This is a genomic window from Edwardsiella anguillarum ET080813, assembly GCF_000264765.2.
Classification (GTDB): domain Bacteria; phylum Pseudomonadota; class Gammaproteobacteria; order Enterobacterales; family Enterobacteriaceae; genus Edwardsiella; species Edwardsiella anguillarum.
The window spans coordinates 2,192,479-2,216,120 of record NZ_CP006664.1; the positions used below are offsets into that span (position 1 = coordinate 2,192,479).

Here is a 23,642-nt window from a genome sequence, read left to right on the forward strand (position 1 = left end):
TTCTGTAAATCATAACGATGATAATTCCCTACAGGCGGCTCCGGCACGGTAGAGACAGACTCCTATTGGCCACGGATCCCGCCGTTGAAATGGCAAGTGAGAGCGACGATGGAAACGACACAAATGAGCAGTGTGGCACTGACAGATCATCCCGCCGTCCCCCGGGACGGTATGAGCGACAGCGAGTGGCGGGAGGCGACCCGTTTTGACAGTACCGATGTGGGCTGGGTGATTATGAGCATCGGGATGGCGATCGGGGCCGGCATCGTCTTTTTGCCGGTTCAGGTTGGGTTGATGGGACTGTGGGTTTTCCTGCTGTCGTCCGTCGTGGGTTATCCGGCGATGTATTTGTTTCAGCGCCTGTTTATCAATACCCTGGCCGAGTCGCCGGAGTGCCGTGATTATCCCAGCGTGATCAGCGGCTACCTGGGAAAAAACTGGGGGATTTTACTGGGAGCGCTCTACTTCGTGATGCTGGTGATTTGGATGTTCGTCTACTCCACCGCCATTACCAATGACAGCGCCTCCTACCTGCACACCTTCGGCGTGACGGAGGGGCTGCTCTCTGAAAACCCCTTTTACGGGCTGGCGCTGATCTGTGTCTTGGTGGCCATCTCCTCGCGCGGTGAGCAGCTGCTGTTTAAGCTTTCCAGCTTTATGGTGCTGACCAAACTGTTGGTAGTGGCCGCACTGGGGATTGCCATGGTCGGAATGTGGCATCTGTATAACGTGGGTGCGCTGCCGCCGCTGGGGCTGCTGGTGAAAAATGCGGTGATCACGCTGCCGTTTACCCTGACCTCGATCCTGTTCATTCAGACGCTCAGCCCGATGGTTATCTCATACCGGGCGCACTGCAAATCGCGCGAGGTGGCCCGCTACAAGGCGCTGCGTGCTATGAACATCGCCTTTGGCGTTCTGTTCGTGACGGTCTTCTTCTACGCGGTCTCCTTCACGCTGGCGATGGGGCATGACGAGGCGGTTAAGGCCTATCAACAGAATATCTCCGCGCTGGCTATCGCCGCGCAGTTCATCGACGGTGGGGCCGGCAACTGGGTCACCGTGGTGAGCGTTATCCTGAATATCTTCGCGGTGATGACGGCATTCTTTGGCGTGTATCTGGGCTTTCGCGAAGCCACTCAGGGAATCGTGATGAACCTGCTGCGGCGCATGATGCCGCCGGAGCGAATTAAGGGGCGTTGGGTTCAAAACGGCATCATGGTGTTTGCCGTTCTGCTGGCCTGGGGCGCGATTATCCTCAATGCGCCGGTGCTGAGCTTTACCTCCATCTGCAGCCCGATCTTCGGGATGGTGGGATGCCTGATCCCCGCCTATCTGGTGTACCGGGTTCCGGCGCTGCATAAGTATAAGGGCGTATCCCTGCTGGTGATTATCATCACCGGGCTGCTGCTGTGTATCTCGCCGCTGCTGGCCTTTTCCTGAGGGATAACGTGCAACGATAGCGGTAACAACCAAAGGTTTAAAGCATGAATACGATACAAAACGCCTGTGATACTGACGCGCTGTGGGCGGAGTTTATTCGCGCCGTGCGTCATGAGGTCAAGCCGGCCGTCGGCTGTACCGAGCCAGTCTCCCTGGCACTGGCCGCCGCCATCGCGGCGCGTCAGCTGGCTGCGCCGGTGGATCGCGTTGTCTGCCGCGTGTCGCCCAACCTGATGAAGAACGGTATGGGGGTCACGGTACCGGGTACCGGGATGGTCGGCCTGCCGATCGCCGCGGCGCTGGGAGCGCTTGGAGGGGACGCGGACGCTGGACTGGAGGTGATTAAACACGCCTCTGCCGAGTCGGTAGCCGCCGCCCGTGCGCTGCTGGCAGAGGGCCGCGTTAGCGTCGGTATGGAGCAGCCCTGTGAGCAGGTGCTGCTCTCCTGCGCCCGGGTTTACGCCGGTGAGGCGTGGGCCGAGGTGACCATTGCCGGCGATCATACCCGTGTGGTGCATATTGCGCATAACGATCGCGAGATCTTTCGCGCCGCCGATGTGGCGAACGCCGCGACGACGGCGGAATACTGTCTGGCCCGGGCCTCGCTGGCGCAGGTCTACCGCTTTGCCTGCGATGTCCCGCTGGCGCGTATCGCCTTTATTCTGGATGCGGCGGAGCTGAACGGTGCGCTGTCGCGTGAAGGGCTACGCAGTCGCTATGGTCTGCACATCGGCGCTACGCTGGCCCAGCAGCGTGAGCGTGGCCTGCTCTCTCACGATCTGCTCAGCGAGATCATGATCCGTACCTCTGCGGCCTCCGATGCGCGTATGGGAGGGGCGGTGCTGCCAGCCATGAGCAACTCGGGATCGGGCAATCAGGGGATCACCGCGACCATGCCGGTGGTGGTGGTCGCCGAGCACATGCAGGCTTCGCAGGAGCAGCTGGCGCGAGCGCTGATGCTGTCGCATCTGACGGCGATCTACATCCACAGTAAGCTGCCGACGCTGTCAGCCTTGTGCGCCGCCACGACGGCGGCGATGGGCGCTGCGGCCGGTATCGCTTGGCTGATCGACGGCCGCTATGAGGCGGTCGCCATGGCGATCGGCAGCATGATCGGCGACGTGAGCGGAATGATTTGTGACGGGGCTTCCAACAGCTGCGCGATGAAGGTCTCCACCAGCGCCAGCGCCGCGTTCAAGGCGGTGCTGATGGCGCTGGACGACAGCGCGGTGAGCGGCAATGAGGGGATCGTGGCCCACGACGTGGATCAGTCGATCGCCAACCTGTGCGCGCTGGCCAGCGGCGCGATGCGCCAGACGGATACCCAGATTATTGAGATCATGGCGCGCAAGGCCTCGTGAGTCACGGCGGTGAGACGAAGTCAAACGGGCGCTCAGTGCGCCCGTTTTGTCAGGCTGGCTCAGTTTGACAGGGTCAGCCCGGCCAGCTGGTGCCAGTAGCCGTTGCATTCGGCCTGACGCGCCAGCGTCAGCGGCGCTTCTCCCTGCTGGTTCGCTCGGAAACGGCTCAGCATCTCCAGCGTCTCGTCCCCCTGCGGAGAAAGGCGTACGATATCGACTAATCCCTGCATCTCCCGCAGCTGGTTGCCCAGATTGTAGCAATAGCCGCTCAGGGTCTGGATCCCGTTGAGGACAAAAACCTGCTGCTGCTCCTGGGACAGGACCCGTCGCCCTTGGGGATAGCGAATGCAGCAGGTGTCGCACTCATCCTTGGGCAGGTTTTCCGCGCGGGCGGTAAAGCAGCGGGCGGAGTAGGCCAGCGGCAGATGACCGTAGGCGAAGACTTCGGTCTCAAACTGCCCGAGGATCCCCAGCTCATCGCACTGTTGGCGAATGTTGCGTAGCCAGTCGCGCGACAGCTCTACCGGCATGCACCAGCGCACCATCCCTTGTCGCAGCAGCAGGCGCAGCGTGACGGCGTTATAGCAGTTGAGCGCGGGGCCAGCGACAAACGGCAGATGCCGCTCGGCGGCCATGTTGACTGCCGCCAGATCGTTGGCCTCGATCAGAAACTCTCCGTTCTCGATATAGCGGCGTAGCTCGCTCAGCTCCGAGGGCGCCTGCAGCAGCGCCAGGGTCGACAGAACCACCTGTTTTCCGCTGTCAGCCAGCGTGCGGGCCAGAGCCAGCCAGTCGCTGGACTTCATGGCCCGCCGTTTGCTGCAGACCGTCTCGCCCAGATAGATGATGTCGGCCTCGCTGACGGCGGCGGCCCGATAGAAAGCCTCCAGGCGGGCCTGTGGCCAGCAGTACAGTACTGCGCCGAGTGCGAATTGCATGGTCGGACTCCTTACTGCCATCGGCGGTGATAGGCGCCGAGGGTGGTCTGCGCACCTTCTGAAACGGCGCCGAGCGCCTCCATCCAGGCGGCGTCGGGGGTGAAGTGTTCGGGATCGCGGCGGCAGCGATCGATAGCCTGCCGCCATACCCGCGTTACCTGGCTGACATAGGCCGGGCTGCGCTGGCGACCCTCGATTTTAACCGAGGCGATATTGGCCTCCATTAGCGCCGGCAGCAGCGCAAGCGTATTCAGGCTGGTCGGCTCCTCCAGCGTATGGTAGCGCACGCCGTCAACCAGATAGCGTCCCTTGCACAGAGTGGGATAGCCCGCATTTTCGTCATTGGCATAGCGATCGATCAGGACGTCGTTGAGGCGGGACTCCATGCCCTGCGGTGTCTGCTGCCAGCGCACGAAGCGGGCGGGGGAACAGGCGCCGACGGTATTGGGAGACTCTCCGGTCAGGTAGGAGGAGAGGTAGCAGCGTCCCTCGGACATGATACACAGGCTGCCGAAGGCGAAGACCTCCAGCGGCACCGGGCTGCAGCGCGCCAGCTGCTTTACCTGATGCAGCGAAAGCACGCGCGGCAACACCACGCGTGCGACCGCAAAGTGGCGCTGGTAGAAGCGGATCGCCTCCTCGTTAGTCACCGATGCCTGCACCGAAACGTGGCGCTCAATGTGGGGATAGCGCTCGGCGGCGTACTCCAACATGGCCAAATCGGCGAGGATCAGCGCGTCAGCGCCCAGCTGGGCGGCCATATCTACCGCCCGCTGCCAGCGGATATAGCCGTCGGGATGGGCAAAGGTGTTGATCGCGATATGCAGCTTGCGGCCGCGTTGGTGCACATACTCCAGCGCTTCCTGCAGCTTTTTCTCATTAAAATTGAGGCCAGCGAAATGGCGGGCATTGGTATCGTCTTTCAGTCCAATATAGACAGCGTCGGCACCATTCTCTACGGCCGCCTTGAGGGCGGGCAGGTTGCCGGCGGGGCACAGCAGCTCCATAGGTGAATTCCTGAGTTTGGCCACGGATAGCGCCGGGCGTGGCGTGTTAGGGGATGGATATCGACACCGCGGCCCGGGCGGTGTCCTGTCCGCTAAGGTGTCATTCTAGATAAAATGTTATGTAATTGTTTTGATTTCAGGCAGTTTCCGGCGTGTTGAGTCACTGTTACCAGGTGGCCTGTGCAATGGCGGCGGCGGTGTATTAGTCCGTGACAATGACGGGCCTTTTTGTTGATATAAGACGCAGTCTGCATGGGCGGTTGTGGCAGAATAGACGCTGTCTGATCAGAAGGAGTCACTGCGGTGTTGGAACAATTGCGAGCACGCATCGTGCGTCAGGGGCCGGCATTTTTGAGCCTGCCGTTAAAAGTTACGCCGTTTGTCCTGCAGCGGCATGTGTTGGAGCAGCTGCTGGCCTGGCAGTTTCGCCAGGCGCTGGCCGAGGACGAGCTGGCGTTTCTCGACGGGCGCTGGCTGCAGGTTGACGTGCGCGATCTCGGTCTGCGCTGGTTTGTCACCGTGCAGCAGGGGACGCTGCACGTTGGTCGTCATCAATCGGCGGATGTCAGCTTCAGCGCGGATGCTAACGATCTGATCCTGATCGCCGCCCGCAAAGAGGATCCCGATACGCTTTTCTTCCAGCGTCGTCTGCGTATTGAGGGCGACACCGAGCTGGGGTTGCAGGTGAAAAATCTGATGGACGCCATCGATCCTGAGCTGATGCCGGCGCCGCTACGCCTGGCGCTGATACAGCTGGCTGATTTTGTCGAGGCCGGTCTGCGGGAGGGCACGCCGATCGCTGCGCGTGCGGTGACATCATGCTGATCCGGGCTGAGATCCCCGTCGATGCGCCAGGCATTGACAGGTTGCTGCGCCGCTGTTTTACGGGCGCTGACGAGGCCGAGCTGGTCTCTTGCCTGCGTGAGGACGGGCTGCTGACCCTCGGGGTCGTGGCCACGGATGATGAGGGGGGCGTGGTCGGCTATGCCGCCTTCAGCCCGGTGACGGTCGGCGGTGAGGAGTGCCAGTGGGTTGGACTGGCACCGTTGGCGGTGGATGAGGCCTACCGCTGTCAGGGGATCGCAGAGCGGCTGGTCTATGAGGGGCTGGATACCCTGAATGAGTTCGGCTATGCCGGTGTGACGGTGCTGGGGGAACCACACTACTATCAGCGCTTTGGCTTTGTTAATGCGGCGCAGCACGCTCTGCACTGTCGCTGGCCGGGATGCGATGCGCTCTTTCAGGTATACGCGCTGGCGCCGCAGGCGCTGGAGCAGGCCCGCGGGCGCATCGAGTACGCCGAGCCGTTTAACCGTTTTTAAGCCTGTGCGGCGGGTGCCGATCCCGCCGCTTATCTTCTGAACGCTTGTCGTTCTTCCCCGCTGGGTCTATCATGCTTCCCCCCGTTCGCCTGCCGGCGGGCGGGGGAGTAAGTCAGCCTGCTCCACGCATTTATCGCCATCGTCTGCGCCTCTCGCCGCGCCTGATCGCGTATTGGGCGTTTCACTGCCGTACTGCCGTACGCATCCGGGCCATAGCCCAGACAGCGGCGGTATCATCTGTGTTTCGCCCGCAGCTCCGCGCCGTGGACAGCGCCTCCTTTAACAACAAAAAAAACGGTGCGTGACACCGTGATGACAGGGGTACAGGATGAGTGTTAATACACCGACACTAATCACGTTTCTAATTTATATCTTCGGCATGATCTTGATCGGTCTGCTGGCCTATCGCGCCACCAATAACTTCTCTGACTATATTTTGGGGGGACGCCGTTTGGGCAGCGTGGTGACCGCGCTCTCCGCCGGGGCGTCGGACATGAGCGGCTGGCTGCTGATGGGACTGCCGGGTGCGATCTTTGTCGCCGGCTTGTCGGAGAGCTGGATCGCCATCGGACTGGTGCTGGGTGCCTACCTTAACTGGCGCATCGTGGCCGGGCGCCTGCGGGTGCACACCGAGCTGAACAATAATGCGCTGACGCTGCCGGACTACTTTACCCAGCGTTTTGAGGATAAGCAGCGTATTCTACGTCTGATTTCAGCGTTGATTATTCTGGTATTTTTTACCGTGTACTGTGCCTCCGGCGTCGTCGCCGGGGCCCGTCTGTTTGAAAGCACCTTTGGCATGAGCTACGAAAGCGCGCTGTGGGCCGGCGCGGCGGCGACGATTGCCTATACCTTTATCGGCGGTTTCCTGGCCATCAGCTGGACGGATACCGTACAGGCGACCCTGATGATTTTTGCCCTGATCCTGACGCCGGTGATGGTGGTGGTCAGCGTCGGCGGCTTTGACGATGCCATGAACGCCATTGCGCAGCGCAGCCCGGCCTATCTGGATCTGTTCCGTGGACTAGACTGGGTGGCGATCGTCTCCCTGATGGGATGGGGTCTGGGCTATTTTGGGCAGCCGCATATTCTGGCGCGATTTATGGCAGCTGACTCCCACCATACGATCCGTAAGGCACGTCGAATTAGCATCGTGTGGATGATCTTTTGTCTGGGGGGGGCGGTTGCGGTCGGCTTCTTCGGTATCGCTTTCTTCTCTACGCACTCGCAGCTGGCGCTGGAGGTGCACGAAAACAAAGAGCGGGTCTTTATCTCCCTCTCCAAGCTGCTGTTTAATCCATGGATTGCCGGGATTCTGCTGTCGGCTATTCTGGCGGCGGTGATGAGCACCCTGAGCTGCCAGCTGCTGGTAAGCGCCAGCGCGGTGACCGAAGATCTGTATAAGGCATTTTTGCGCAAGCATGCCAATCAGCGGGAGCTGGTGATCGTCAGCCGCACCATGGTGATGCTGATCGCGCTAATCGCCATCGGACTGGCGGCCAACCCGCACAACTATGTGCTCGATCTGGTGAGCTATGCCTGGGCCGGCTTCGGCGCCGCCTTTGGCCCGGTGATTATTATCTCCCTGCTGTGGCCGGGCATGACGCGTAACGGCGCGCTGGCCGGGATGCTGGTAGGGGCGGCCACCGTGGTCGTGTGGAAGCAATATGCCTGGTTCCACCTGTATGAGATCATTCCCGGCTTTATTCTGGCCTCGTTGGCTATCGTGCTGGTCAGCCTGGTGGGTAGGGGGCCGTCGCCGCAGATGCGGGAACGTTTTGCGCAGGCGAATAAGATTTACCTGACGAAGTAAGGTAGCCGCCGTTGGCTAACCACGGTAACAGATGGAGAGGCTGGTCGGCGACCAGCCTCTCTTTTTGTTTCTTGCTCAGCTGCTTAACGCAATACTCCAGCCGTGCGGCCAGCTCGCGCGAGAGCGCGCACTGGTATGCTAGCGTCAGCGGTCCTTTGCCGCGCAGTGCCTTGGCTCCCCGACCCGACTGATGCTGGCGGAGGCGGCGCGCGACGTCGGTGGTGATACCGGTATACAGCGCACCACCGGCGGTACGCAGCATGTACAGATACCATCCATTATGCGCTACAGTATTCTGCATTGGGATCTCTCGGTGGGAAACGGAGGGATCAGTGTACGCGACGGCGGCGCCGGGGACGAGCCCCGGCGCGGCGGTAGGAGAGGGAATGAGCAACGACGAGACGTTGGCGGCCATCCGGCGCTTCCTGACTCGCCAGCACATTGTGACGCTGGCCGCCGGGCAGGAGGAGGCGCTGTGGTGCGCCGACTGTTTTTATGCGCTGGATGCGCCGACGATGACGCTGTACCTGCTGACCTCGCCGGCGTCTCATCACGGGCAGCTGATGTCGGCCAACCCTCGGGTTGTCGGTACGGTGGCGCATCAGACGCGCAGCGTGGCGAAGATCCAGGGAATACAGTTTCACGGCCGGATCGCGTGCCTTGGCGGAGAGGCGGCAGCGGCGGCGTATGCTGCCTACTATCGCCGTTTTCCGCTGGCGAGGGCTAGGCCATCGCCGGTCTGGGGACTGCGTCTGATGCGGGTGAAGATGACCGACAATACCTGTGGCTTTGGCCATAAGCGTCACTGGGCCCGCGAGGGCGAGCCCGTGGGGGTATACTAAGAGTAGCTATCGCTGTGCGAGACGTCGGCGCGGAACGGGCGATCCTTTCCGGCGTTGACGGTGTATACCGTGGCGGAAGCCGCCAAAAAACAGGGAGGAGTCACCGATGAACGTATTGCTTCTTGGGGCGACCGGTCTTATCGGGCGTACGCTATTGACGCTGTTGGCGTCAGAGCCCCGCGTTACCCAGATCTATGCGCCGACGCGTACGGCGTTGCCGGCGTCGGCCAAGCTGATTAACCCCGTCGGCGCAGATATTTGCCGGGCTATGCTGGACTGGGATACCCCCTGCGACGTAGCCTTTTGCTGCCTGGGAACCACCCGCAAAGCGGCCGGCAGCGACAGCGACTTTCGCTACGTGGACTACTCGCTGGTGGTCGAGTGCGGCGCGGTCGCGCTGCAGCACGGCTGCCGCCACTATGTAGTGGTCAGCGCGCTGGGGGCCAATGCCCAATCGCCGTTTTTGTACAGCCGCACCAAGGGGGAGATGGAGCAGGCTTTAGAGCGGCAGGCCTGGCGACGGCTCTCTCTGCTGCGCCCTTCCCTGCTGCAGGGGGAACGGGCCAAGCCGCGTCTGCTGGAGCAGATCTCCGAGCCGCTGTTCCGCCTGCTGCCTGAAAAATGGAAGGCGATCGAGGCCGATAGCGTGGCGCGTGCCATGCTGCACTGTGCGTTGTACCCGGCGGGGTATCGCCTGCAGATCCTGGAATCTGAGCAGGTGCAGCGTCTGGGAGAGACGGCGGCGGGTGCCGTCTGAGCCCGGGGCGGCTCAGCGCAGGTAGTGGACGACTTGATTGCTGCTGCCGCGCCAGATCAGCATGGGATCTTTGAGATCCTGTACAAACTTGCCGTCCACCAAGACATTGATCAGCTTCACCACGGCCTGCTGTTCCGCCGTGAGCTCTTCCAGGCGATAGCCCGTCCACAGCCAGATGTCTTTACCGCGGCACTCGGCGCGTACCCGCTGTACCAGGCGTAGGATCGTCGCCACGTTGTGCGGGTGCAGCGGGTCACCGCCCGAGAGGGAGAGCCCCTGATGGTTAATCCGGGTATCGTTGAGATCGGCAATGATGCGATCCTCCAGCGCCGCCGTGAACGGTACGCCGGAGTCCAGGCGCCAGGTGGCTTTGTTATAGCAGCCGGGGCACTGGTGGACGCAGCCCGCAACGAACAGCGTGCAGCGGGTGCCCGGGCCGTTGACGACATCGACCGGATAATACTGATGGTAATTCATGATGTTTGTCCTGCGGGGCGCCCCCCGCAAAAGCAACCGGGCAGCGGACTGCCCGGGATGGGATGGCGATCGACCAGGCGCGTTTAGCCTATCTGACCGTTGTTCAGGTGCTTGATGCGGCGCTTCACTTCTTCCTGCTTGCCGGCGTTGAACGGACGCGCGTCCGGGCTGCCCAGATAGCCGCAGACGCGGCGGATAACCGATACCTTGGTTGAGTCATGGTTACCGCATTTCGGGCAGGTAAAGCCTTTGCTGGTACACTCAAACTCGCCGGTATAGCCGCATTCATAGCACTCATCGATCGGCGTGTTGGTTCCGTAGTAGGGAACCCGGCTATAGCTGTAGTCCCAGACATCCTCCAGCGCCTTCAGATTGTGCTGCAGGTTAGGATATTCGCCGTAGCAGATGAATCCACCGTTAGCCAGCGGAGGGTAAGGCGCCTCAAAGTCCAGCTTGTCGTAGGGATTGACCTGCTTCTCCACGTCCAGATGGAAGCTGTTGGTGTAATAGCCCTTGTCGGTGACCCCGTCAACGAGGCCAAACTCGGCGGTATCCAGGCGGCAGAAGCGGTCGCACAGGTTTTCACTCGGCGTACTGTACAGGCTGAAGGCATAGCCGGTCTCCTGTTTCCAGGTATCGGTAGCCTGACGCAGACGCTCAACGATGGCGATAGCCTTGGCGCGCAGCGCCGCATCGTCAAAAACGTGCGTCTGGGTGCCAAACAAGGCGTTGATGGTCTCATGGATCCCGATATAGCCTAGCGATACGGAGGCGCGGCCATTTTTAAAGATATCGGCGATGGCGTCATCCGCTTTCAGGCGTACGCCGCAGGCCCCTTCCATATACAGGATCGGCGCAACGCGGGCCTTCACCCCTTCCAGACGTGCGATGCGGGTCATCAGCGCCTTGCGGGCCAGCTCCAGACGGCGGTCGAGCAGCTTCCAGAAGGCCGTCTCATCACCCTGGGCCTCCAGCGCAATGCGCGGCAGGTTAAGGCTGATGACCCCCAGGTTATTACGCCCGTCGTGGATCATCTCGCCGTTCTCTTCGTAGACGCCAAGGAAGCTACGGCAGCCCATCGGGGTCTTGAAGGAGCCGGTGACGTTGACGACCTGATCGTAGTTGAGGATGTCCGGATACATGCGCTTGCTGGCGCACTCGAGGGCCAGCTGCTTGATATCGTAGTTCGGATCGCCGAACTTGTGATTAAGTCCGTCGCGAATGGCGAAGACCAGCTTGGGGAATACCGCGGTCTTACGGTTTTTACCCAGGCCTGCGATACGGTTCTTCAGAATCGACTGCTGGATCATCCGCGACTCCCAGCTGGTGCCCAGGCCGAAGCCGAAAGTGACAAACGGGGTCTGTCCGTTGGCGGTATGAAGGGTATTTACTTCATACTCCAGCGACTGGAACGCATCGTAGCACTCTTTCTCGGTGCGCGCGTGGGCATAGCCTTCTACGTCGGGGATATTCCACTGTTCGGCGATTTGGCGATGCTTGGCGAAGCTGGCGCTGACGAAGGGAGCCAGCACCTCATCGATACGGTTGATGGTCGTTCCGCCATAGATATGGCTGGCAACCTGCGCGATGATCTGTGCGGTAACGGCGGTGGCGGTAGAGATGGACTTCGGCCGCTCGATTTCTGCGTTGCCCATCTTAAAGCCGTTGGTCAGCATGCCTTTCAGATCGATCAGCATACAGTTGAACATGGGAAAGAACGGCGAGTAGTCGAGATCGTGATAGTGGATCTCTCCGCGCTCATGGGCCCGCACCACGTCACGCGGCAGCAAATGCTGTTTGGCATAGTGTTTGGCGACGATCCCCGCCAGCAGATCGCGCTGGGTTGGGATAACCTTACTGTCTTTGTTGGCGTTCTCATTGAGCAGGGCCGCGTTGCTCTGTTCGATCAGTCCGCGAATATCCTGATTAAGACGGCCACGCTGCTCACGGGCAACGTCACGATCGTGACGGTACTCGATGTAGGCGCGCGCAAGCTGCTTATAGTTGCCCGCCATCAGTTGGTTTTCTACGGCGTGCTGGATATCGTTGATATCCACACGCTCGCGATCGGCCATCTGCATAGCGACTACGCGGGCAACGGTTGCGCAGTAATCGGCATCATCCACGTCAGCTGCCTGCGCTGCACGCAGCACCGCTTCCTTGATACGCTGTTCGTTGAAGGGTACCTGACAACCGTCCCGTTTAATCACGATAGGTTTCACCGTTTTCTCGCTCCTGTGATTGTGGTGTGCATCCATCTACCGGTTATCCACAGCACAAAGCCGCGTGAAATCAGGCTTTACACGCGTTGTGTGGATGCTTTGTGGATAACTACTATATATAGGTGTTTGTTTACTTCAGAGACACTATATATGGGAATGGCGATTTGATAAAGCAAATTTTATTGACCTGAATCAATGATTTTTAGCATCGGTAGAATCGTTATACAGAGGGTGATCAGCACCATTTTTTAATAATGTAATAATAAATTTTTGTATAAAAAATGTGCTAATGGTCACATGGGATAATCTATGGATGCGTATATGCCGCCCGCGTCAGCGCGGGAGCACGTCGTCGATAAGAGGGCATCAGCGGCGCGCAGCGGGTCCGTACGCGAAGATGCCGGCGGCGATCATGGGTAGAACGTACGGCGTGCCAAACGCAGGGTGCTCCACAGGCCCACGGCCCGTTTTATACCGCTGAGCAGACGGGAGGGATGACGGGCTGCGTAAACGGCGGCCAGGCCAGCGGCCAGCGACAGGGCGCGACGCAGGCGCCACAGCGTGGTCAGGGTGCGGTCCACGTTGATGCACAGCCGCTCGGCGCGCAGCGACTCGGTATGCAGATCCACGCGTTGCTGCGCGATTTTTTGCAGCAGTCGCGCCTTTTCAGCGGCCAGGGCCTGACGTTGACGGTTCATGACTTCTCCCGGCGCTCCAGCAGCTGGCGATCGATCTCAAGCTGTTTGCGGGTGGCTAGCAAAAAAGTGGAACGGCGCGCTTTTGTCAGCGTCCAGATCGCACCGACGCAGGCCAGCAGCAGCAGCAGAGCGGTGGCTATCCCCAAGGCCATCAGGCGATAGGCTGGCTCGACGGCCCAAAACAGCAGTACCAGCAGGCACATCAAACCGAAGGCGGTGAACAAGAGCGTGACGCCAGCCATCAGCAGCAGCTGAATGAGGTTGGCTTTCTCCTCTTCCAGCTCGACAACCGCCAGACGTAAACGGGTTTCCGTCATACCGACCAGCAGGGTGACGATGCGCCGAGCTGTACCCAGGATCCCGGTGGCGGAATCCTGGGCGGGGGAGGTGTCGCCTGCCATTAGCGACGGGCCAGCAGCACGCCAAGCACTACGCCGACGGCGGCGCCGATGCCAACGCCGGTCCAGGGGTTATCCCGGACATAGTCATCGGCTCGCCCGGCCATTTCTCGTGTCTGGGTCGCCACGTTTTCACCGGCCTGACTCAGGCGCTCACGGCTGTTGTGCAGCGCATCATGGGCGCGGGCGCGCAGTTTTTCCAGTTCGGCCTTGGGCTTATCTGTGGATGAGTTGAGGACATCTTCCAGCGCGTCAGCCAGGGATTTCAGCTCGGCACGCAGATGTTCAGCGGTGGAATCGTTAGTCATTCTTACGCTCCTTCACGTTACTGATTAGGACCTTCAACATAGCGAGCTTTTACAGAGAGTGCAAAGGGTATAGCTACATAACATTCTGTAATAACTTAGCTTTGTCGTAACATATTGCAGACGGTCAGCGTCGCGCCGCAGGGATTCTGCCAGGCAGAGATCGCCCCTCCATCCTCTATCATAGTTGTTCCTGGGCACCCTATGGGCGGAAATAATCTCACTTTTAGCCCAAGCGGGATGAAAGGCGCGGGAAAGTCTCTTCCCGCCGAGGGTTAGCTGTTGCGGCCCGCGCTGTAAGAAAGGGCGGCGGCGGGGCGCTCGCTCTTATGAAACAGCGAACGATGCAGGATTTTATCGGCGATGCTATAGCCGGGCGGCAGCTCACGCTGCAGCACCTGCAACGCCAGCGCCTGCTGTTCGGGGCGTGCCAGACGTACCACCAGTCCCTCTCTGTCCGGCGTGATGCTGGTGATACTGACGCCGTTCTCGTCCAGCTTTTGATAGACAAAAAAGCCGTCGGGCGTGGCCAGGCCGCTGTGGGTTGCCCGGATCTGTAGGGAGACCTCTTTATGGCCCAGCTGCGGTAAGATCACCGCCGTGAGAGCGGCGACGATGAACAGCAGCAGGCCTAACATGCGTTTCCAGCCCGGCCGGCGGGTAAATGGCTGTGAGTTTGCCTGGTTCACGTCATTTCCTCGGGCTTTTACCGGTAGCATGGGCGTGCTTTTTTCGCCACAGCACCAGCAGAGAACCGCACAGGCCAAAGACCAGCAGCACCAGCGGCAGCAGCATCAGCAGGTTCATCAGCTGATCCTCATAGCGCAGGAACAGCGGCGTTTTGCCGAGCACATAGCCCAGGGAGCTCAAGATCAACACCCACAGCAGGCCGCTTATCCAGTTGAAGAACTGGAAGCGCGGACCGTTCAGCCCGGAGAGGCCGGCAATCAGCGGCAGAAGGGTGCGGACGAAGGCGAGAAAGCGCCCAATCAACAGCGCGGCCAGACCATGACGATGGAACAGCTGGTGGGCTCGCTGATGGTAGTGGGCGGGCAGATGTGAAAGCCATTTCTGAACTAAGTGGGTATTGCCCAGCCAGCGCCCCTGCAGGTAACCCACCCAGCAGCCGAGGCTAGCGGCAGAGGTCAGCACCAGCAGCGTCAGCGGAAAATCCATGGTATCGCGGGCGATCAGCACCCCGACCAAAATAAGCAGACTGTCCCCGGGCAGGAAGGCCGCCGGCAACAGGCCATTTTCCAGGAAGAGGATCACGAACAGAATGCCGTAAATCGTCCAGACCAGCGAAGGGTTCGCCAGCGTTTCATAGTCCTGATGCCACAGGGCAGTGATTAATTCTCTAATAATATCCATCGCGAATTCCTAGCAGAAACCTCGGAGAACGTTTGCCGGTCTGGCGCTGTGATAGCGCCGGGCGATCCGCTAACGTATCACCTGATACAACACTGTTAAGTTAGGCGAGCGTTGGGTGATAGGTGACCTGCCCGCGGTAAAGGATATTACTCTCCTTCCAGCCCCCCAGCCGATTTTGGTGGGGCGGTAGCTGTAGGGTTCGCAGCAGAATGCGTGATAGGCGCGCATAGTGGCCGTTGTTGCCTGGCGCCTGGGGGCGATAGGGCTGGCGGGTCTCCGGCGGCGGGACATCCGGTGGGATAAGGCCGTTGCGCACCACCTCGCTGCCGCCGCAGATATGCAGTCGGATCAGCGCGGTGATCTTACGATTGTGCGGTATTCGGCTCAGGCAGTGGCTTCCCGCCGGATCGCGGTAGTTTTCGCTGAAGACGGCCGTATTGCAGGGAAACTGGCTCAGCGGAAGCGTGGTGACGGCCTGGGAATGCCATGTCCCTATTTTGCCGATGGCCGTGGCGGCCCAGCAACACAGTAACAGCAGCAGAGAGGCAGAGGTTACACGCTTCAATATTTTGTCGTTTCCGGATACAGACAGAAAAACAGGCGCTCACTTTAGCAAAATCGCCCACCTGGAGACAGCACAAAATGGGGATTTCCTGGCCAAATCAGGTGAAATCCGATGTTTTTTATCCGGCGGTTTTGTCCTACAAATTCGCCGGAATGGACTGATATGGCGGGGATTATCCGCTGCCAGCGCGTCAGGCGCTGCGGGACAGTAACAGATAGTAACCTGCGCTCACGGCCGCCATACACAGGATCAGGTTAAGTACGACGTTCAGCATCGCCTTCACCAAAAAACCTTCGCTAAACAGGGCGAACGTATCGAAAGAGAAGGTGGAAAAGGTGGTCAGCGCGCCGAGAAAGCCAACGCCGATCAGTGGGCGCCAGTGTGGCGCGATCAGGGTACCGCTCTCCAGCATCGAGACCAGCGCACCCATGATGAAGCAGCCAATGATGTTGACCGTGAGCGTGGCGTAGGGGAAACCGCTACCAAACCACGAACCGAACCAATTGGTGATTTGAAAACGGCTAATGGCTCCGAGAGCGCCGCCGCAGGCGACGACCAGCAGCGTGAGACCATAATTCATGGCAGACTCCTTTACAAATCTAAGCTGGGGGAATGCGCAGGCCACGGAAAACGATCTCGCCGGGCAAACGCATGCCGCCCATTAATGGGAAACACACCTTTTGCCAGGCGTCATCAGCACAGGATTAGGCGAGGTCGCTCGCTACGACGGCAGTGCGACCCCTATCGGCTCGCGCTGCCGGCTATCCCCGGCGGTTTTTAATTCATTTTTCGAATTAAAGGTGGAACACCATCACCGGTGGATATTATAGGAGCCTATTTATCTCAGATACAATGGGAATTACTTACCGCCGTTGGCTACCGCGTCAAGATGCACGACGGGGTTCTCGGCAAATAGGTAGCGATCGACGTTGAACTCAAAGTCGTCTGTGGTGGCGTGGAACAGCATCTGCTTGGTGTTCTCCAAGTGTTGCCACATGGCGATCTTGGCGCCATAGGGATCTTTACGGATCAGCGCTTTGAGAATTTTATCGTGATCCTCGCACCAGCTTTCGATCGATTTGTCATCGATATGCTCGTGCAGCTTTAACCAGTAGGGATTATGGGTACGCTGGCTCCACATCTTTTCTACGATGGTGGCCATGGCGCTGTTCTGGGTCGCCAGCGCCACCTGAACGTGGAACTTGAGATCCCACTCCGAATCGCGGAATCGATCCTCCTGGCGCGCCCGCTCCTGAATCTCCATCAGCGCGACAATATCCTGTTTGGTGACCTGGGTGGCGGCAAATTCGGCGATATTGCTTTCAATAAGCTGGCGCGCCTGCAGCAGTTCGAACGGCCCGGCGCTGGCGAACTCAATGGCGTTGTCCGGCTGGATCAGCGATTTGGGTTGATTATTGATGACATGAATGCCGGAGCCTTTACGCACCTCAACGTAGCCTTCGACCTCCAGCATGATGATGGCCTCCCGCACGACGGTACGGCTGACGTCCATCTCTTCGGCGATAAAACGCTCGGCGGGCAGCTTATCGCCGACGGGATAAACGCCGCCTTCAACGCGCTGTTTCAGTTCGGCGGCAAGCTGTTGGTAGAGTCTCGTGCATTCCATATTCGTGCTCGGCTAGGGTTGGTAACGCGGGTGGCTCGCTGCCACAGTGCGAGTTGTTATACCACTTTCATCGTGCAGCCACCAGCGGCAAGGATACAGAGTGTGAGCCTTCGTGGACAAAACCCGTGGGGAGAAGGATCCGCCCGCGGGCGGATCCTGTGATATCGATAGGTTAGGCGTTTGAGTTAGCCGGACGGGGGATCGGCTGCAGATCGTTGGCGGTACGGTTTTGCAGTACGGTCCAGATGATCAGGGCGCCCAGCAGATCAAAGACGGCCAGGGCAGCGAACAGCGGGCTGAAGCCCAGGGTATCGGCCAACGCACCGACCACCAGGGCAAACAGGGTACTGGCGGTCCAGGCCGCCATGCCGGTCAGGCCGTTGGCCGTGGCGACCTCATTGCGGCCAAAGACATCGGAGGAGAGCGTGATCAGCGAGCCGGAGAGCGCCTGATGGGCAAATCCTCCGACACACAGAAGGGCGATCGCGATATACGGGCTGCTGAATAGACCGATCATGCCGGGGCCAATCATCAGTACGGCACCCATGGTGACGACCAGCTTACGGGAGACGATCAGGTTGACGTTGAAATACTTCTGAAACAGCGGCGGTAGGTAGCCGCCGATGACGCAGCCCAGATCGGCGAACAGCATCGGCATCCAGGCGAACATGGCGATCTCTTTCAGATTGAAACCGTAGGCCTTAAACATAAATAGCGGGATCCAGGCGTTAAAGGTGCCCCAGGCCGGCTCTGCCAGGAAGCGGGGCAGGGCGATGCCCCAAAACTGGCGGTTGCGCAGAATCTGCCAGGCTGACATGCGGGTGGCGTTATCGCCCTTATGCTGAGCCTCTTGGCCGCTCAGAATGTACTGGCGCTCTTGGTCGCTCAGGCGCTTTTGATCCTTGGGCTGCTTGTAGAAGATAAGCCAGCCGATCGCCCACAGCAGGCTCAGGCTACCGGTAATGATAAAGGCCATTTCCCAGCTGTGGATCATGATGGCCCAGACCACCAGCGGTGGTGCAATCATACCGCCGATAGAGGAGCCGACGTTGAAATAACCGACGGCTATCGAGCGCTCTTTGGCCGGGAACCACTCTGACGAGGCTTTCAGACCCGCCGGGATCATGGCGGCCTCGGCCATCCCTACCGCGCCGCGGGCGATGGCCAGCCCACCCCAGCTGTTGGCCAGCGCCGTTCCCATGCAGAACAGCGCCCAGAGTACAGCAAAGACCGCATAGCCGACTTTGGTACCCAATAGATCCAGCACATACCCGGCCACGGGTTGCATGATGGTATAGCAGGCAGAATAGGTCGCGATGATATAGGAGTACTGTTGGGTTGTGATATGCAGGGTGTCTTCCAGCGCGGGCGCGGCCACGGCAATGGCGTTGCGCGTCAGATAGCCTAGCACCGTACCAATGGTGACTAAGCCGATCATGTACCAGCGTAATCCTTTAATTTTACGCATTTAAACTCTCTCCCCGTTTAATGTATTACCGATAGTGCACGCATGACGGATACGGGGCGGCCGAGACCCATATCCGCATCGGCGGTGCGATCGTTCACTTTCCTGCTGGAAAGACATGGTTGGCGTATACCGAGCGCTCCCGTGGCCCTGACAGTGGCCGGGGGGCGTGCGGAGATCTCCTCGACGGTATGCCGGTGGATGATTGGCCAAACCACAATGGGCTAAATTGGTTGACCTACAGCCGAGTTAGTGCGACGGCTAAGATAACTTGTCATACAGATTCAAAGGTTGAGAGCTATCACAAAAACCATAATTGGATTGCTGAATAATAATTGGGAGGAACAACGGTAGTGAAAGTGAGCTGGATGGCGCTTTTAGCACCGTGATGTGACGTTTTTTGTCATGCAGTCCGCAATCCTGGATAAAGTTCTGGACTAACTTTAAAATTGGTGTGATAACTTCCGCTAGCGCACCCCGTGCGAGTGCATCAACCGCATCTGAGGAACCCCGATTATGTCTCCATTTTTGACCGAAGATTTTTTGCTTGATACCGAATTTTCCCGCCGTTTGTACCACGATTACGCGGCAGAACAGCCTATTTTCGATTATCACTGCCACCTTCCGCCGGAGCAGATCGCCGAAAACCATCGTTTCAAAAACCTGTATGACATCTGGCTGAAGGGGGACCACTACAAGTGGCGCGCGATGCGTACCAACGGGGTCGCGGAGCGTTTTTGCACCGGCGAGGCCAGCGATCGCGAGAAGTTTCAGGCTTGGGCCGAGACGGTGCCGCATACCATCGGTAATCCGCTATACCACTGGACCCATCTGGAGCTGCGCCGCCCCTTCGGCATCACCGATACGCTGCTGTCTGCCGCGACGGCCGAGGATATTTGGGCCCGCTGCAACCGAATGCTGGCGGAGGATAGCTTTACGGCGCGCGGCATTATGGGCCAGATGAATGTGAAGATGGTGGGCACCACCGACGATCCGATCGACGATCTGCGTCATCACCGGACGATCGCCGCCGACAGTAGCTTTACCACTAAAGTGCTGCCGAGCTGGCGCCCGGATAAAGCGTTTAACATCGATGCCGCGCTGTTCTCTGACTATATTGCGCAGCTGGGCGCCGTGGCCGACGTCGATATCACCCGCTTTGCCGATCTGTGTCAGGCGTTGAAGGTGCGCATGGATTACTTTGCCGCCCACGGTTGTAAGGTCTCTGACCACGCGCTGGATGTGGTGGTCTACGGCGAGGCGGATGATGCGACCCTGGATGGGATCCTGGCCCGCCGCCTGTGCGGTGGTACGCCGAGCGAGACCGAGGTTGCACAGTTCAAGACGGCTGTGCTGCTGTTCTTGGGCGGCGAATATCAGAAGCGCGGCTGGGTGCAGCAGTACCATATCGGCGCGCTGCGCAACAACAATACGCCGATGTTTGAGCGTCTGGGGCCGGATATCGGCTTTGATTCGATTAACGATGCGCCGGTCGCGCAGCCGCTGTCGCGCCTGCTGGATGCCCAGAGCCGTAACGGCGGACTGGCAAAAACGATTCTGTACTGTCTGAACCCGCGCGATAACGAAGTGCTGGGAACCATGATCGGCAATTTCCAGGGCGAGGGGATGCCTGGCAAGATGCAGTTTGGCTCGGGCTGGTGGTTTAACGATCAGAAGGACGGTATGCAGCGCCAGATGACGCAGTTGGCGCAGCTGGGGCTGCTGAGCCGCTTTGTGGGAATGCTTACCGATAGCCGCAGCTTCCTCTCCTATACCCGCCATGAGTATTTCCGCCGCATCCTGTGCCAGATGATCGGCCGCTGGGTCGCGCAGGGTGAGGCGCCAGCCGATATCGCCCTGTTGGGTAGCATGGTGAAAAACATCTGCTTCGACAATGCGAAAAACTACTTTGCCATTGAGCTGTAATCGCTGACCTACGGCAGCCGGCGTTCGCCGCCCGCTGCCGCTGAATCCAAATTTGACTGTTACGGGCCGCCGCAGGGCGGAGGGCCCGCTATTGAGGTGGCTCCTGATGCAAACCCTAAACCGTCGTGACTTTCCTGGCCGCCAGCACCCGGATAAAGTGATCCAGTTTGGCGAGGGCAACTTCCTGCGCGCCTTCGTCGACTGGCAGCTGGATCTGTTAAATGAACATACCGATCTGGATGCGGGGATCGTGGTGGTCCGCCCGATCGACGGTGATTTCCCGCCGTCGCTGAACCGTCAGGACGGCCTGTATACCACCATCGTGCGCGGCTTGAATGGACGGGGCGAGGCGGTATCGGTCAGCCGGGTGATCCGCAGCGTTAACCGAGAATTGAACGTCTATCGCGAGTTTGATGCATTTCTGGCGCTGGCACGCGATCCGAATATTCGCTTTGTCTTCTCCAATACCACGGAGGCGGGCATCAGCTATGCGCCGCAGGATCGCCTGGGCGATACGCCGCCTTCCAGCTTCCCGGCCAAGCTGACGCGTCTGCTGTATGAGCGCTTTTGCCACTTCGACGGCGCCGCGGATAGAGGCTGGGTGCTGCTGCCCTGTGAACTGATCGATTATAACGGTGGGGCCTTACACGAGCTGGTGCTGCGCTACGCCGAGCAGTGGGATCTGCCGCCGGCGTTCACCGTCTGGTTGAACGAGCACAATACGTTTTGCTCAACCCTGGTTGACCGCATTGTCACCGGATATCCGCGCGATGAGGCCTCGTCACTGTGCGATGAACTCGGCTACCAGGATAGCTTCCTGGATACCGCAGAATACTTCTATCTGTTTGTTATTCAGGGGCCGCAGTGGCTGGCGCAGGCGCTGTGCCTGGATGCCTATGCCGCCGCGCAGGGGCCGTTGAATATCCGTATCGTAGAGGATATTCGTCCTTATAAAGAGCGTAAGGTGGCGATTTTGAACGGTGCGCATACGGCGCTGGTTCCGGTGGCCTACCTGGCCGGCCTGGATACCGTGGGTCAGAGCATGGACGATGCCCTGGTGGCCGCGTTTGTGACGCAGACGATCGCTCAGGAGATCGTCCCGCAGCTGGATCTGCCCGCCGAGGAGCTGAACGCCTTTTCCGCGGCGGTGATTGCACGCTTTCGTAATCCCTATATTCAGCACCAGCTGCTGTCGATAGCGCTGAATGGGATGACCAAATTCCGAACCCGGATCCTGCCGCAGCTGCTCTCTTACCGCGCCTGCCGGAATGCGGTGCCGGTACGCCTGAGCTTTGCGCTGGCGGCGCTGATCGCCTTTTACCGCGGCGAGCGCGACGGCTTGCGCTATCCGCTGCAGGATGATGCCCATTGGCTGGATTTTTACGCCGCCGGCTGGCAGGCGGTGCGCGCAGGGGAGCAGACGCTGGAGCAGCTGGTCAGCGCGGTGTTGGCGCAGTCGGCGCACTGGGGCGAGGATCTCAACCGTATCCCCGGGCTGACGCAGCAGGTGAGTGGCGCGCTGCTGGCGATTGAACAGCAGGGAATGCGCGCCGCGCTGAGCGCGCTGCTGGCATCATCTTGTTAACGGAGCGGACCGAGTCATATGCAAAGCATCATTAAGATTCACCCTCAGGATAACGTGGCGGTCGCCCTGCGCGATCTCGCGTCCGGAGAGACGATAGCGCTGGACGACGGGGCGCTGACGCTGCGCGACGCGGTGCCGCGCGGGCACAAGGTCGCGCTGTGCCGCCTGGCGCCGCAGGCGATGGTGATTAAGTATGGTCTGCCGATCGGCCATGCGCTTACGGCCATCGCCGCCGGCGATCACGTGCATGCCCATAACCTGCGTACCAACCTCAGCGATCTGGACAGTTACCAGTATCAGCCGGACTTCGCCGCGCCGACGGTGCAGCCGGCGGATCGCGCGATATCCCTGTATCGGCGCGCCAGCGGCGAGGTGGCCATCCGCAATGAGCTGTGGATCCTGCCGACCGTCGGCTGCGTCAATGGCATGGCTCGCCAGATGCTGCAGCGCTTTCTGCGCGAAAGTGACGGGGCGCCGGAGATCGATGGCGTCCATCTGTTTACCCATCCGTTCGGTTGTTCACAGCTGGGCGATGATCACCAGAATACCCGCACCCTGCTGCAGAATATGGTGCGCCACCCGAACGCCGGCGGCGTTCTGGTGGTCGGGCTCGGCTGTGAGAATAACCAGATCGCGGCGTTTCGTGAGACGCTGGGCGACTATGATCCGGCGCGGGTGCGTTTTCTGGTATGCCAGCAGCAGGATGATGAGGTTGATGCCGGGACTGAGGCGCTGCATGAGCTGTATGGCGTCATGCGCGGCGATCGGCGGGAGCCGGGTCGCCTCAGCGAGCTGAGGTTCGGTCTGGAGTGCGGCGGCTCGGACGGCTTCTCCGGCATCAGCGCCAATCCGTTGCTGGGGCGCTTTTCCGACTATGTGATAGCCCACGGCGGTACCAGCGTACTGACCGAGGTCCCGGAGATGTTCGGCGCGGAGCGGATCTTGATGAGTCGCTGCCGCGATGGGGAAACCTTTGAAAAGACGGTAGCGATGGTCAACGATTTCAAACGCTACTTCATCGACCATCAGCAGCCGATCTATGAGAATCCCTCGCCGGGCAACAAGGCCGGCGGCATCACGACCCTGGAGGAGAAATCCCTCGGCTGTACGCAAAAGGCTGGGCAGAGCCAGGTGATGGATGTACTGCGCTACGGTGAGCGCCTGCGTATGCCGGGGCTGAACCTGCTCAGCGCGCCGGGAAACGATGCGGTCGCCACCAGTGCGTTGGCCGCTGCCGGGTGTCATATGGTGCTGTTTAGTACCGGCCGCGGTACGCCCTACGGCGGCTTTGTGCCGACGGTGAAGCTGGCGACCAATACGCCGCTGGCGGCGAAGAAACCGCACTGGATAGATTTTGACGCCGGTCAGCTGCTGCAGGGCAAGCCGATGGAGCTGCTGCTGAGCGAGTTTATCGATCTGATTGTGGCGATCGCCGACGGCAGACAGACCTGTAACGAGAAGAATGACTTTCGTGAGCTGGCCATCTTTAAAAGCGGCGTAACGCTGTAACCGCCGTCGGATCG

At 59.8% G+C, this 23,642-nt stretch carries 24 protein-coding genes; 10 read left to right on the forward strand and 14 right to left on the reverse strand.

What is annotated here, in order from left to right; all coding sequences use genetic code 11:
* The first annotated feature begins 108 nt into the window (after positions 1-108).
* Together ETEE_RS09855 and ETEE_RS09860 are read left to right on the forward strand one after the other, a co-directional pair.
* Positions 109-1,440: an SLC5/6 family protein gene (locus tag ETEE_RS09855; protein WP_034162877.1), complete on the forward strand. Its 1,332-nt coding sequence runs from the start codon at positions 109-111 to the stop codon at positions 1,438-1,440.
* Between the two features lie 44 nt (positions 1,441-1,484).
* Positions 1,485-2,801: an L-cysteine desulfidase family protein gene (locus ETEE_RS09860; protein WP_034162876.1), complete on the forward strand. Its 1,317-nt coding sequence runs from the start codon at positions 1,485-1,487 to the stop codon at positions 2,799-2,801.
* A gap of 59 nt (positions 2,802-2,860) precedes the next feature.
* Here ETEE_RS09860 and ETEE_RS09865 read toward each other — a convergent pair whose 3' ends face one another.
* A complete protein-coding gene (locus ETEE_RS09865) occupies positions 2,861-3,739 on the reverse strand; it encodes a U32 family peptidase (protein WP_034162875.1) in 879 nt (292 codons plus the stop codon).
* A gap of 11 nt (positions 3,740-3,750) precedes the next feature.
* Positions 3,751-4,746: a ubiquinone anaerobic biosynthesis protein UbiU gene (gene ubiU, locus ETEE_RS09870; RefSeq protein ID WP_034162874.1), complete on the reverse strand. Its 996-nt coding sequence runs from the start codon at positions 4,744-4,746 to the stop codon at positions 3,751-3,753.
* A 303-nt stretch (positions 4,747-5,049) separates the two neighbouring features.
* Here ubiU and ubiT point away from each other — a divergent pair, with 303 nt between their 5' ends.
* The 3 genes from ubiT (at position 5,050) to putP (ending at position 7,881) form a co-directional block, all read left to right on the forward strand.
* The gene (gene ubiT / locus ETEE_RS09875; RefSeq protein ID WP_034162872.1) at positions 5,050-5,571 is read left to right on the forward strand and encodes a ubiquinone anaerobic biosynthesis accessory factor UbiT; all 522 of its coding nucleotides are present in this window, start codon (positions 5,050-5,052) and stop codon (positions 5,569-5,571) included.
* Complete coding sequence (locus ETEE_RS09880) at positions 5,565-6,068, forward strand: GNAT family N-acetyltransferase (protein ID WP_034162870.1); 504 nt, start codon at positions 5,565-5,567, stop codon at positions 6,066-6,068. The genes ubiT and ETEE_RS09880 overlap by 7 nt, the downstream gene beginning before the upstream one ends.
* Positions 6,069-6,396: 328 nt before the next feature.
* Complete coding sequence (putP, locus tag ETEE_RS09885) at positions 6,397-7,881, forward strand: sodium/proline symporter PutP (protein WP_034162869.1); 1,485 nt, start codon at positions 6,397-6,399, stop codon at positions 7,879-7,881.
* Here the strand turns inward: putP and ETEE_RS20085 are convergent.
* Positions 7,802-8,182 (reverse strand): GIY-YIG nuclease family protein, encoded by a 381-nt coding sequence (locus tag ETEE_RS20085; RefSeq protein ID WP_071881945.1) that lies wholly within the window; start codon positions 8,180-8,182, stop codon positions 7,802-7,804. The two genes, putP and ETEE_RS20085, sit on opposite strands and share 80 nt — an antisense overlap.
* Before the next feature lie 85 nt (positions 8,183-8,267).
* Here ETEE_RS20085 and ETEE_RS09890 point away from each other — a divergent pair, with 85 nt between their 5' ends.
* Positions 8,268-8,723, forward strand: a complete 456-nt coding sequence (locus tag ETEE_RS09890) for a YhbP family protein (protein WP_034162868.1) — start codon at positions 8,268-8,270, stop codon at positions 8,721-8,723.
* A 106-nt stretch (positions 8,724-8,829) separates the two neighbouring features.
* Positions 8,830-9,480 (forward strand): NAD(P)H-binding protein, encoded by a 651-nt coding sequence (locus ETEE_RS09895; RefSeq protein ID WP_034162866.1) that lies wholly within the window; start codon positions 8,830-8,832, stop codon positions 9,478-9,480.
* A 12-nt stretch (positions 9,481-9,492) separates the two neighbouring features.
* On the opposite strand, the gene nrdG is transcribed toward ETEE_RS09895, so the two are convergent.
* The 11 genes from nrdG to ETEE_RS09950 all read right to left on the reverse strand — a co-directional run bounded on the left by nrdG (position 9,493) and on the right by ETEE_RS09950 (position 18,611).
* Positions 9,493-9,957 carry an anaerobic ribonucleoside-triphosphate reductase-activating protein gene (nrdG, locus tag ETEE_RS09900; protein WP_034162865.1) on the reverse strand — a complete coding sequence of 155 codons (465 nt, stop codon included), beginning with the start codon at positions 9,955-9,957 and terminating at the stop codon, positions 9,493-9,495.
* A gap of 83 nt (positions 9,958-10,040) precedes the next feature.
* Positions 10,041-12,179, reverse strand: coding sequence for an anaerobic ribonucleoside-triphosphate reductase (nrdD, locus tag ETEE_RS09905; RefSeq protein ID WP_034162864.1), 2,139 nt, complete (start codon positions 12,177-12,179; stop codon positions 10,041-10,043).
* Positions 12,180-12,589: 410 nt separating this feature from the next.
* A complete protein-coding gene (locus ETEE_RS09910; protein ID WP_034162862.1) occupies positions 12,590-12,877 on the reverse strand; it encodes a YqjK family protein in 288 nt (95 codons plus the stop codon).
* Positions 12,874-13,278 carry a phage holin family protein gene (locus ETEE_RS09915; RefSeq protein ID WP_034162861.1) on the reverse strand — a complete coding sequence of 135 codons (405 nt, stop codon included), beginning with the start codon at positions 13,276-13,278 and terminating at the stop codon, positions 12,874-12,876. The genes ETEE_RS09910 and ETEE_RS09915 overlap by 4 nt, the downstream gene beginning before the upstream one ends.
* Positions 13,278-13,583: an ElaB/YgaM/YqjD family protein gene (locus ETEE_RS09920; protein WP_012847301.1), complete on the reverse strand. Its 306-nt coding sequence runs from the start codon at positions 13,581-13,583 to the stop codon at positions 13,278-13,280. The genes ETEE_RS09915 and ETEE_RS09920 overlap by 1 nt, the downstream gene beginning before the upstream one ends.
* A gap of 272 nt (positions 13,584-13,855) precedes the next feature.
* Positions 13,856-14,269: an EnvZ/OmpR regulon moderator MzrA gene (gene mzrA / locus ETEE_RS09925; protein WP_071844091.1), complete on the reverse strand. Its 414-nt coding sequence runs from the start codon at positions 14,267-14,269 to the stop codon at positions 13,856-13,858.
* Position 14,270: 1 nt separating this feature from the next.
* Complete coding sequence (locus ETEE_RS09930; protein ID WP_012847303.1) at positions 14,271-14,951, reverse strand: DedA family protein; 681 nt, start codon at positions 14,949-14,951, stop codon at positions 14,271-14,273.
* A gap of 100 nt (positions 14,952-15,051) precedes the next feature.
* Positions 15,052-15,516: a hypothetical protein gene (locus ETEE_RS09935; protein ID WP_034162860.1), complete on the reverse strand. Its 465-nt coding sequence runs from the start codon at positions 15,514-15,516 to the stop codon at positions 15,052-15,054.
* 190 nt (positions 15,517-15,706) lie between these two features.
* On the reverse strand, positions 15,707-16,096 hold the full coding sequence (gene crcB / locus ETEE_RS09940) for a fluoride efflux transporter CrcB (RefSeq protein ID WP_034162859.1): 390 nt from the start codon (positions 16,094-16,096) through the stop codon (positions 15,707-15,709).
* A 279-nt stretch (positions 16,097-16,375) separates the two neighbouring features.
* The gene (gene exuR / locus ETEE_RS09945; RefSeq protein WP_012847307.1) at positions 16,376-17,143 is read right to left on the reverse strand and encodes a transcriptional regulator ExuR; all 768 of its coding nucleotides are present in this window, start codon (positions 17,141-17,143) and stop codon (positions 16,376-16,378) included.
* Between the two features lie 172 nt (positions 17,144-17,315).
* The gene (locus ETEE_RS09950; RefSeq protein WP_034162858.1) at positions 17,316-18,611 is read right to left on the reverse strand and encodes an MFS transporter; all 1,296 of its coding nucleotides are present in this window, start codon (positions 18,609-18,611) and stop codon (positions 17,316-17,318) included.
* 513 nt (positions 18,612-19,124) lie between these two features.
* Here ETEE_RS09950 and uxaC point away from each other — a divergent pair.
* The 3 genes from uxaC (at position 19,125) to ETEE_RS09965 (ending at position 23,628) form a co-directional block, all read left to right on the forward strand.
* Positions 19,125-20,534, forward strand: coding sequence for a glucuronate isomerase (uxaC, locus tag ETEE_RS09955; RefSeq protein WP_034162857.1), 1,410 nt, complete (start codon positions 19,125-19,127; stop codon positions 20,532-20,534).
* Positions 20,535-20,640: 106 nt separating this feature from the next.
* Entirely contained in the window at positions 20,641-22,119 is a 1,479-nt protein-coding gene (locus tag ETEE_RS09960) for a tagaturonate reductase (protein WP_034162856.1), read from the forward strand.
* Positions 22,120-22,137: 18 nt separating this feature from the next.
* A complete protein-coding gene (locus tag ETEE_RS09965; RefSeq protein WP_034162855.1) occupies positions 22,138-23,628 on the forward strand; it encodes a UxaA family hydrolase in 1,491 nt (496 codons plus the stop codon).
* Positions 23,629-23,642: the final 14 nt, after the last annotated feature.

What these genes read in the sequence shown, in the direction of transcription:
- ETEE_RS09855 (WP_034162877.1), top strand. Translation starts at nt 109, where the DNA reads ATGGAAACGACACAAATGAGCAGTGTGGCACTGACAGATCATCCCGCC.
- ETEE_RS09860 (WP_034162876.1), top strand. Translation starts at nt 1,485, where the DNA reads ATGAATACGATACAAAACGCCTGTGATACTGACGCGCTGTGGGCGGAG.
- ETEE_RS09865 (WP_034162875.1), bottom strand. Translation starts at nt 3,739, where the DNA reads ATGCAATTCGCACTCGGCGCAGTACTGTACTGCTGGCCACAGGCCCGC.
- ubiU (WP_034162874.1), bottom strand. Translation starts at nt 4,746, where the DNA reads ATGGAGCTGCTGTGCCCCGCCGGCAACCTGCCCGCCCTCAAGGCGGCC.
- ETEE_RS09880 (WP_034162870.1), top strand. Translation starts at nt 5,565, where the DNA reads ATGCTGATCCGGGCTGAGATCCCCGTCGATGCGCCAGGCATTGACAGG.
- putP (WP_034162869.1), top strand. Translation starts at nt 6,397, where the DNA reads ATGAGTGTTAATACACCGACACTAATCACGTTTCTAATTTATATCTTC.
- ETEE_RS20085 (WP_071881945.1), bottom strand. Translation starts at nt 8,182, where the DNA reads ATGCAGAATACTGTAGCGCATAATGGATGGTATCTGTACATGCTGCGT.
- ETEE_RS09890 (WP_034162868.1), top strand. Translation starts at nt 8,268, where the DNA reads ATGAGCAACGACGAGACGTTGGCGGCCATCCGGCGCTTCCTGACTCGC.
- ETEE_RS09895 (WP_034162866.1), top strand. Translation starts at nt 8,830, where the DNA reads ATGAACGTATTGCTTCTTGGGGCGACCGGTCTTATCGGGCGTACGCTA.
- nrdG (WP_034162865.1), bottom strand. Translation starts at nt 9,957, where the DNA reads ATGAATTACCATCAGTATTATCCGGTCGATGTCGTCAACGGCCCGGGC.
- ETEE_RS09910 (WP_034162862.1), bottom strand. Translation starts at nt 12,877, where the DNA reads ATGAACCGTCAACGTCAGGCCCTGGCCGCTGAAAAGGCGCGACTGCTG.
- ETEE_RS09915 (WP_034162861.1), bottom strand. Translation starts at nt 13,278, where the DNA reads ATGGCAGGCGACACCTCCCCCGCCCAGGATTCCGCCACCGGGATCCTG.
- ETEE_RS09920 (WP_012847301.1), bottom strand. Translation starts at nt 13,583, where the DNA reads ATGACTAACGATTCCACCGCTGAACATCTGCGTGCCGAGCTGAAATCC.
- ETEE_RS09930 (WP_012847303.1), bottom strand. Translation starts at nt 14,951, where the DNA reads ATGGATATTATTAGAGAATTAATCACTGCCCTGTGGCATCAGGACTAT.
- crcB (WP_034162859.1), bottom strand. Translation starts at nt 16,096, where the DNA reads ATGAATTATGGTCTCACGCTGCTGGTCGTCGCCTGCGGCGGCGCTCTC.
- exuR (WP_012847307.1), bottom strand. Translation starts at nt 17,143, where the DNA reads ATGGAATGCACGAGACTCTACCAACAGCTTGCCGCCGAACTGAAACAG.
- ETEE_RS09950 (WP_034162858.1), bottom strand. Translation starts at nt 18,611, where the DNA reads ATGCGTAAAATTAAAGGATTACGCTGGTACATGATCGGCTTAGTCACC.
- uxaC (WP_034162857.1), top strand. Translation starts at nt 19,125, where the DNA reads ATGTCTCCATTTTTGACCGAAGATTTTTTGCTTGATACCGAATTTTCC.
- ETEE_RS09960 (WP_034162856.1), top strand. Translation starts at nt 20,641, where the DNA reads ATGCAAACCCTAAACCGTCGTGACTTTCCTGGCCGCCAGCACCCGGAT.
- ETEE_RS09965 (WP_034162855.1), top strand. Translation starts at nt 22,138, where the DNA reads ATGCAAAGCATCATTAAGATTCACCCTCAGGATAACGTGGCGGTCGCC.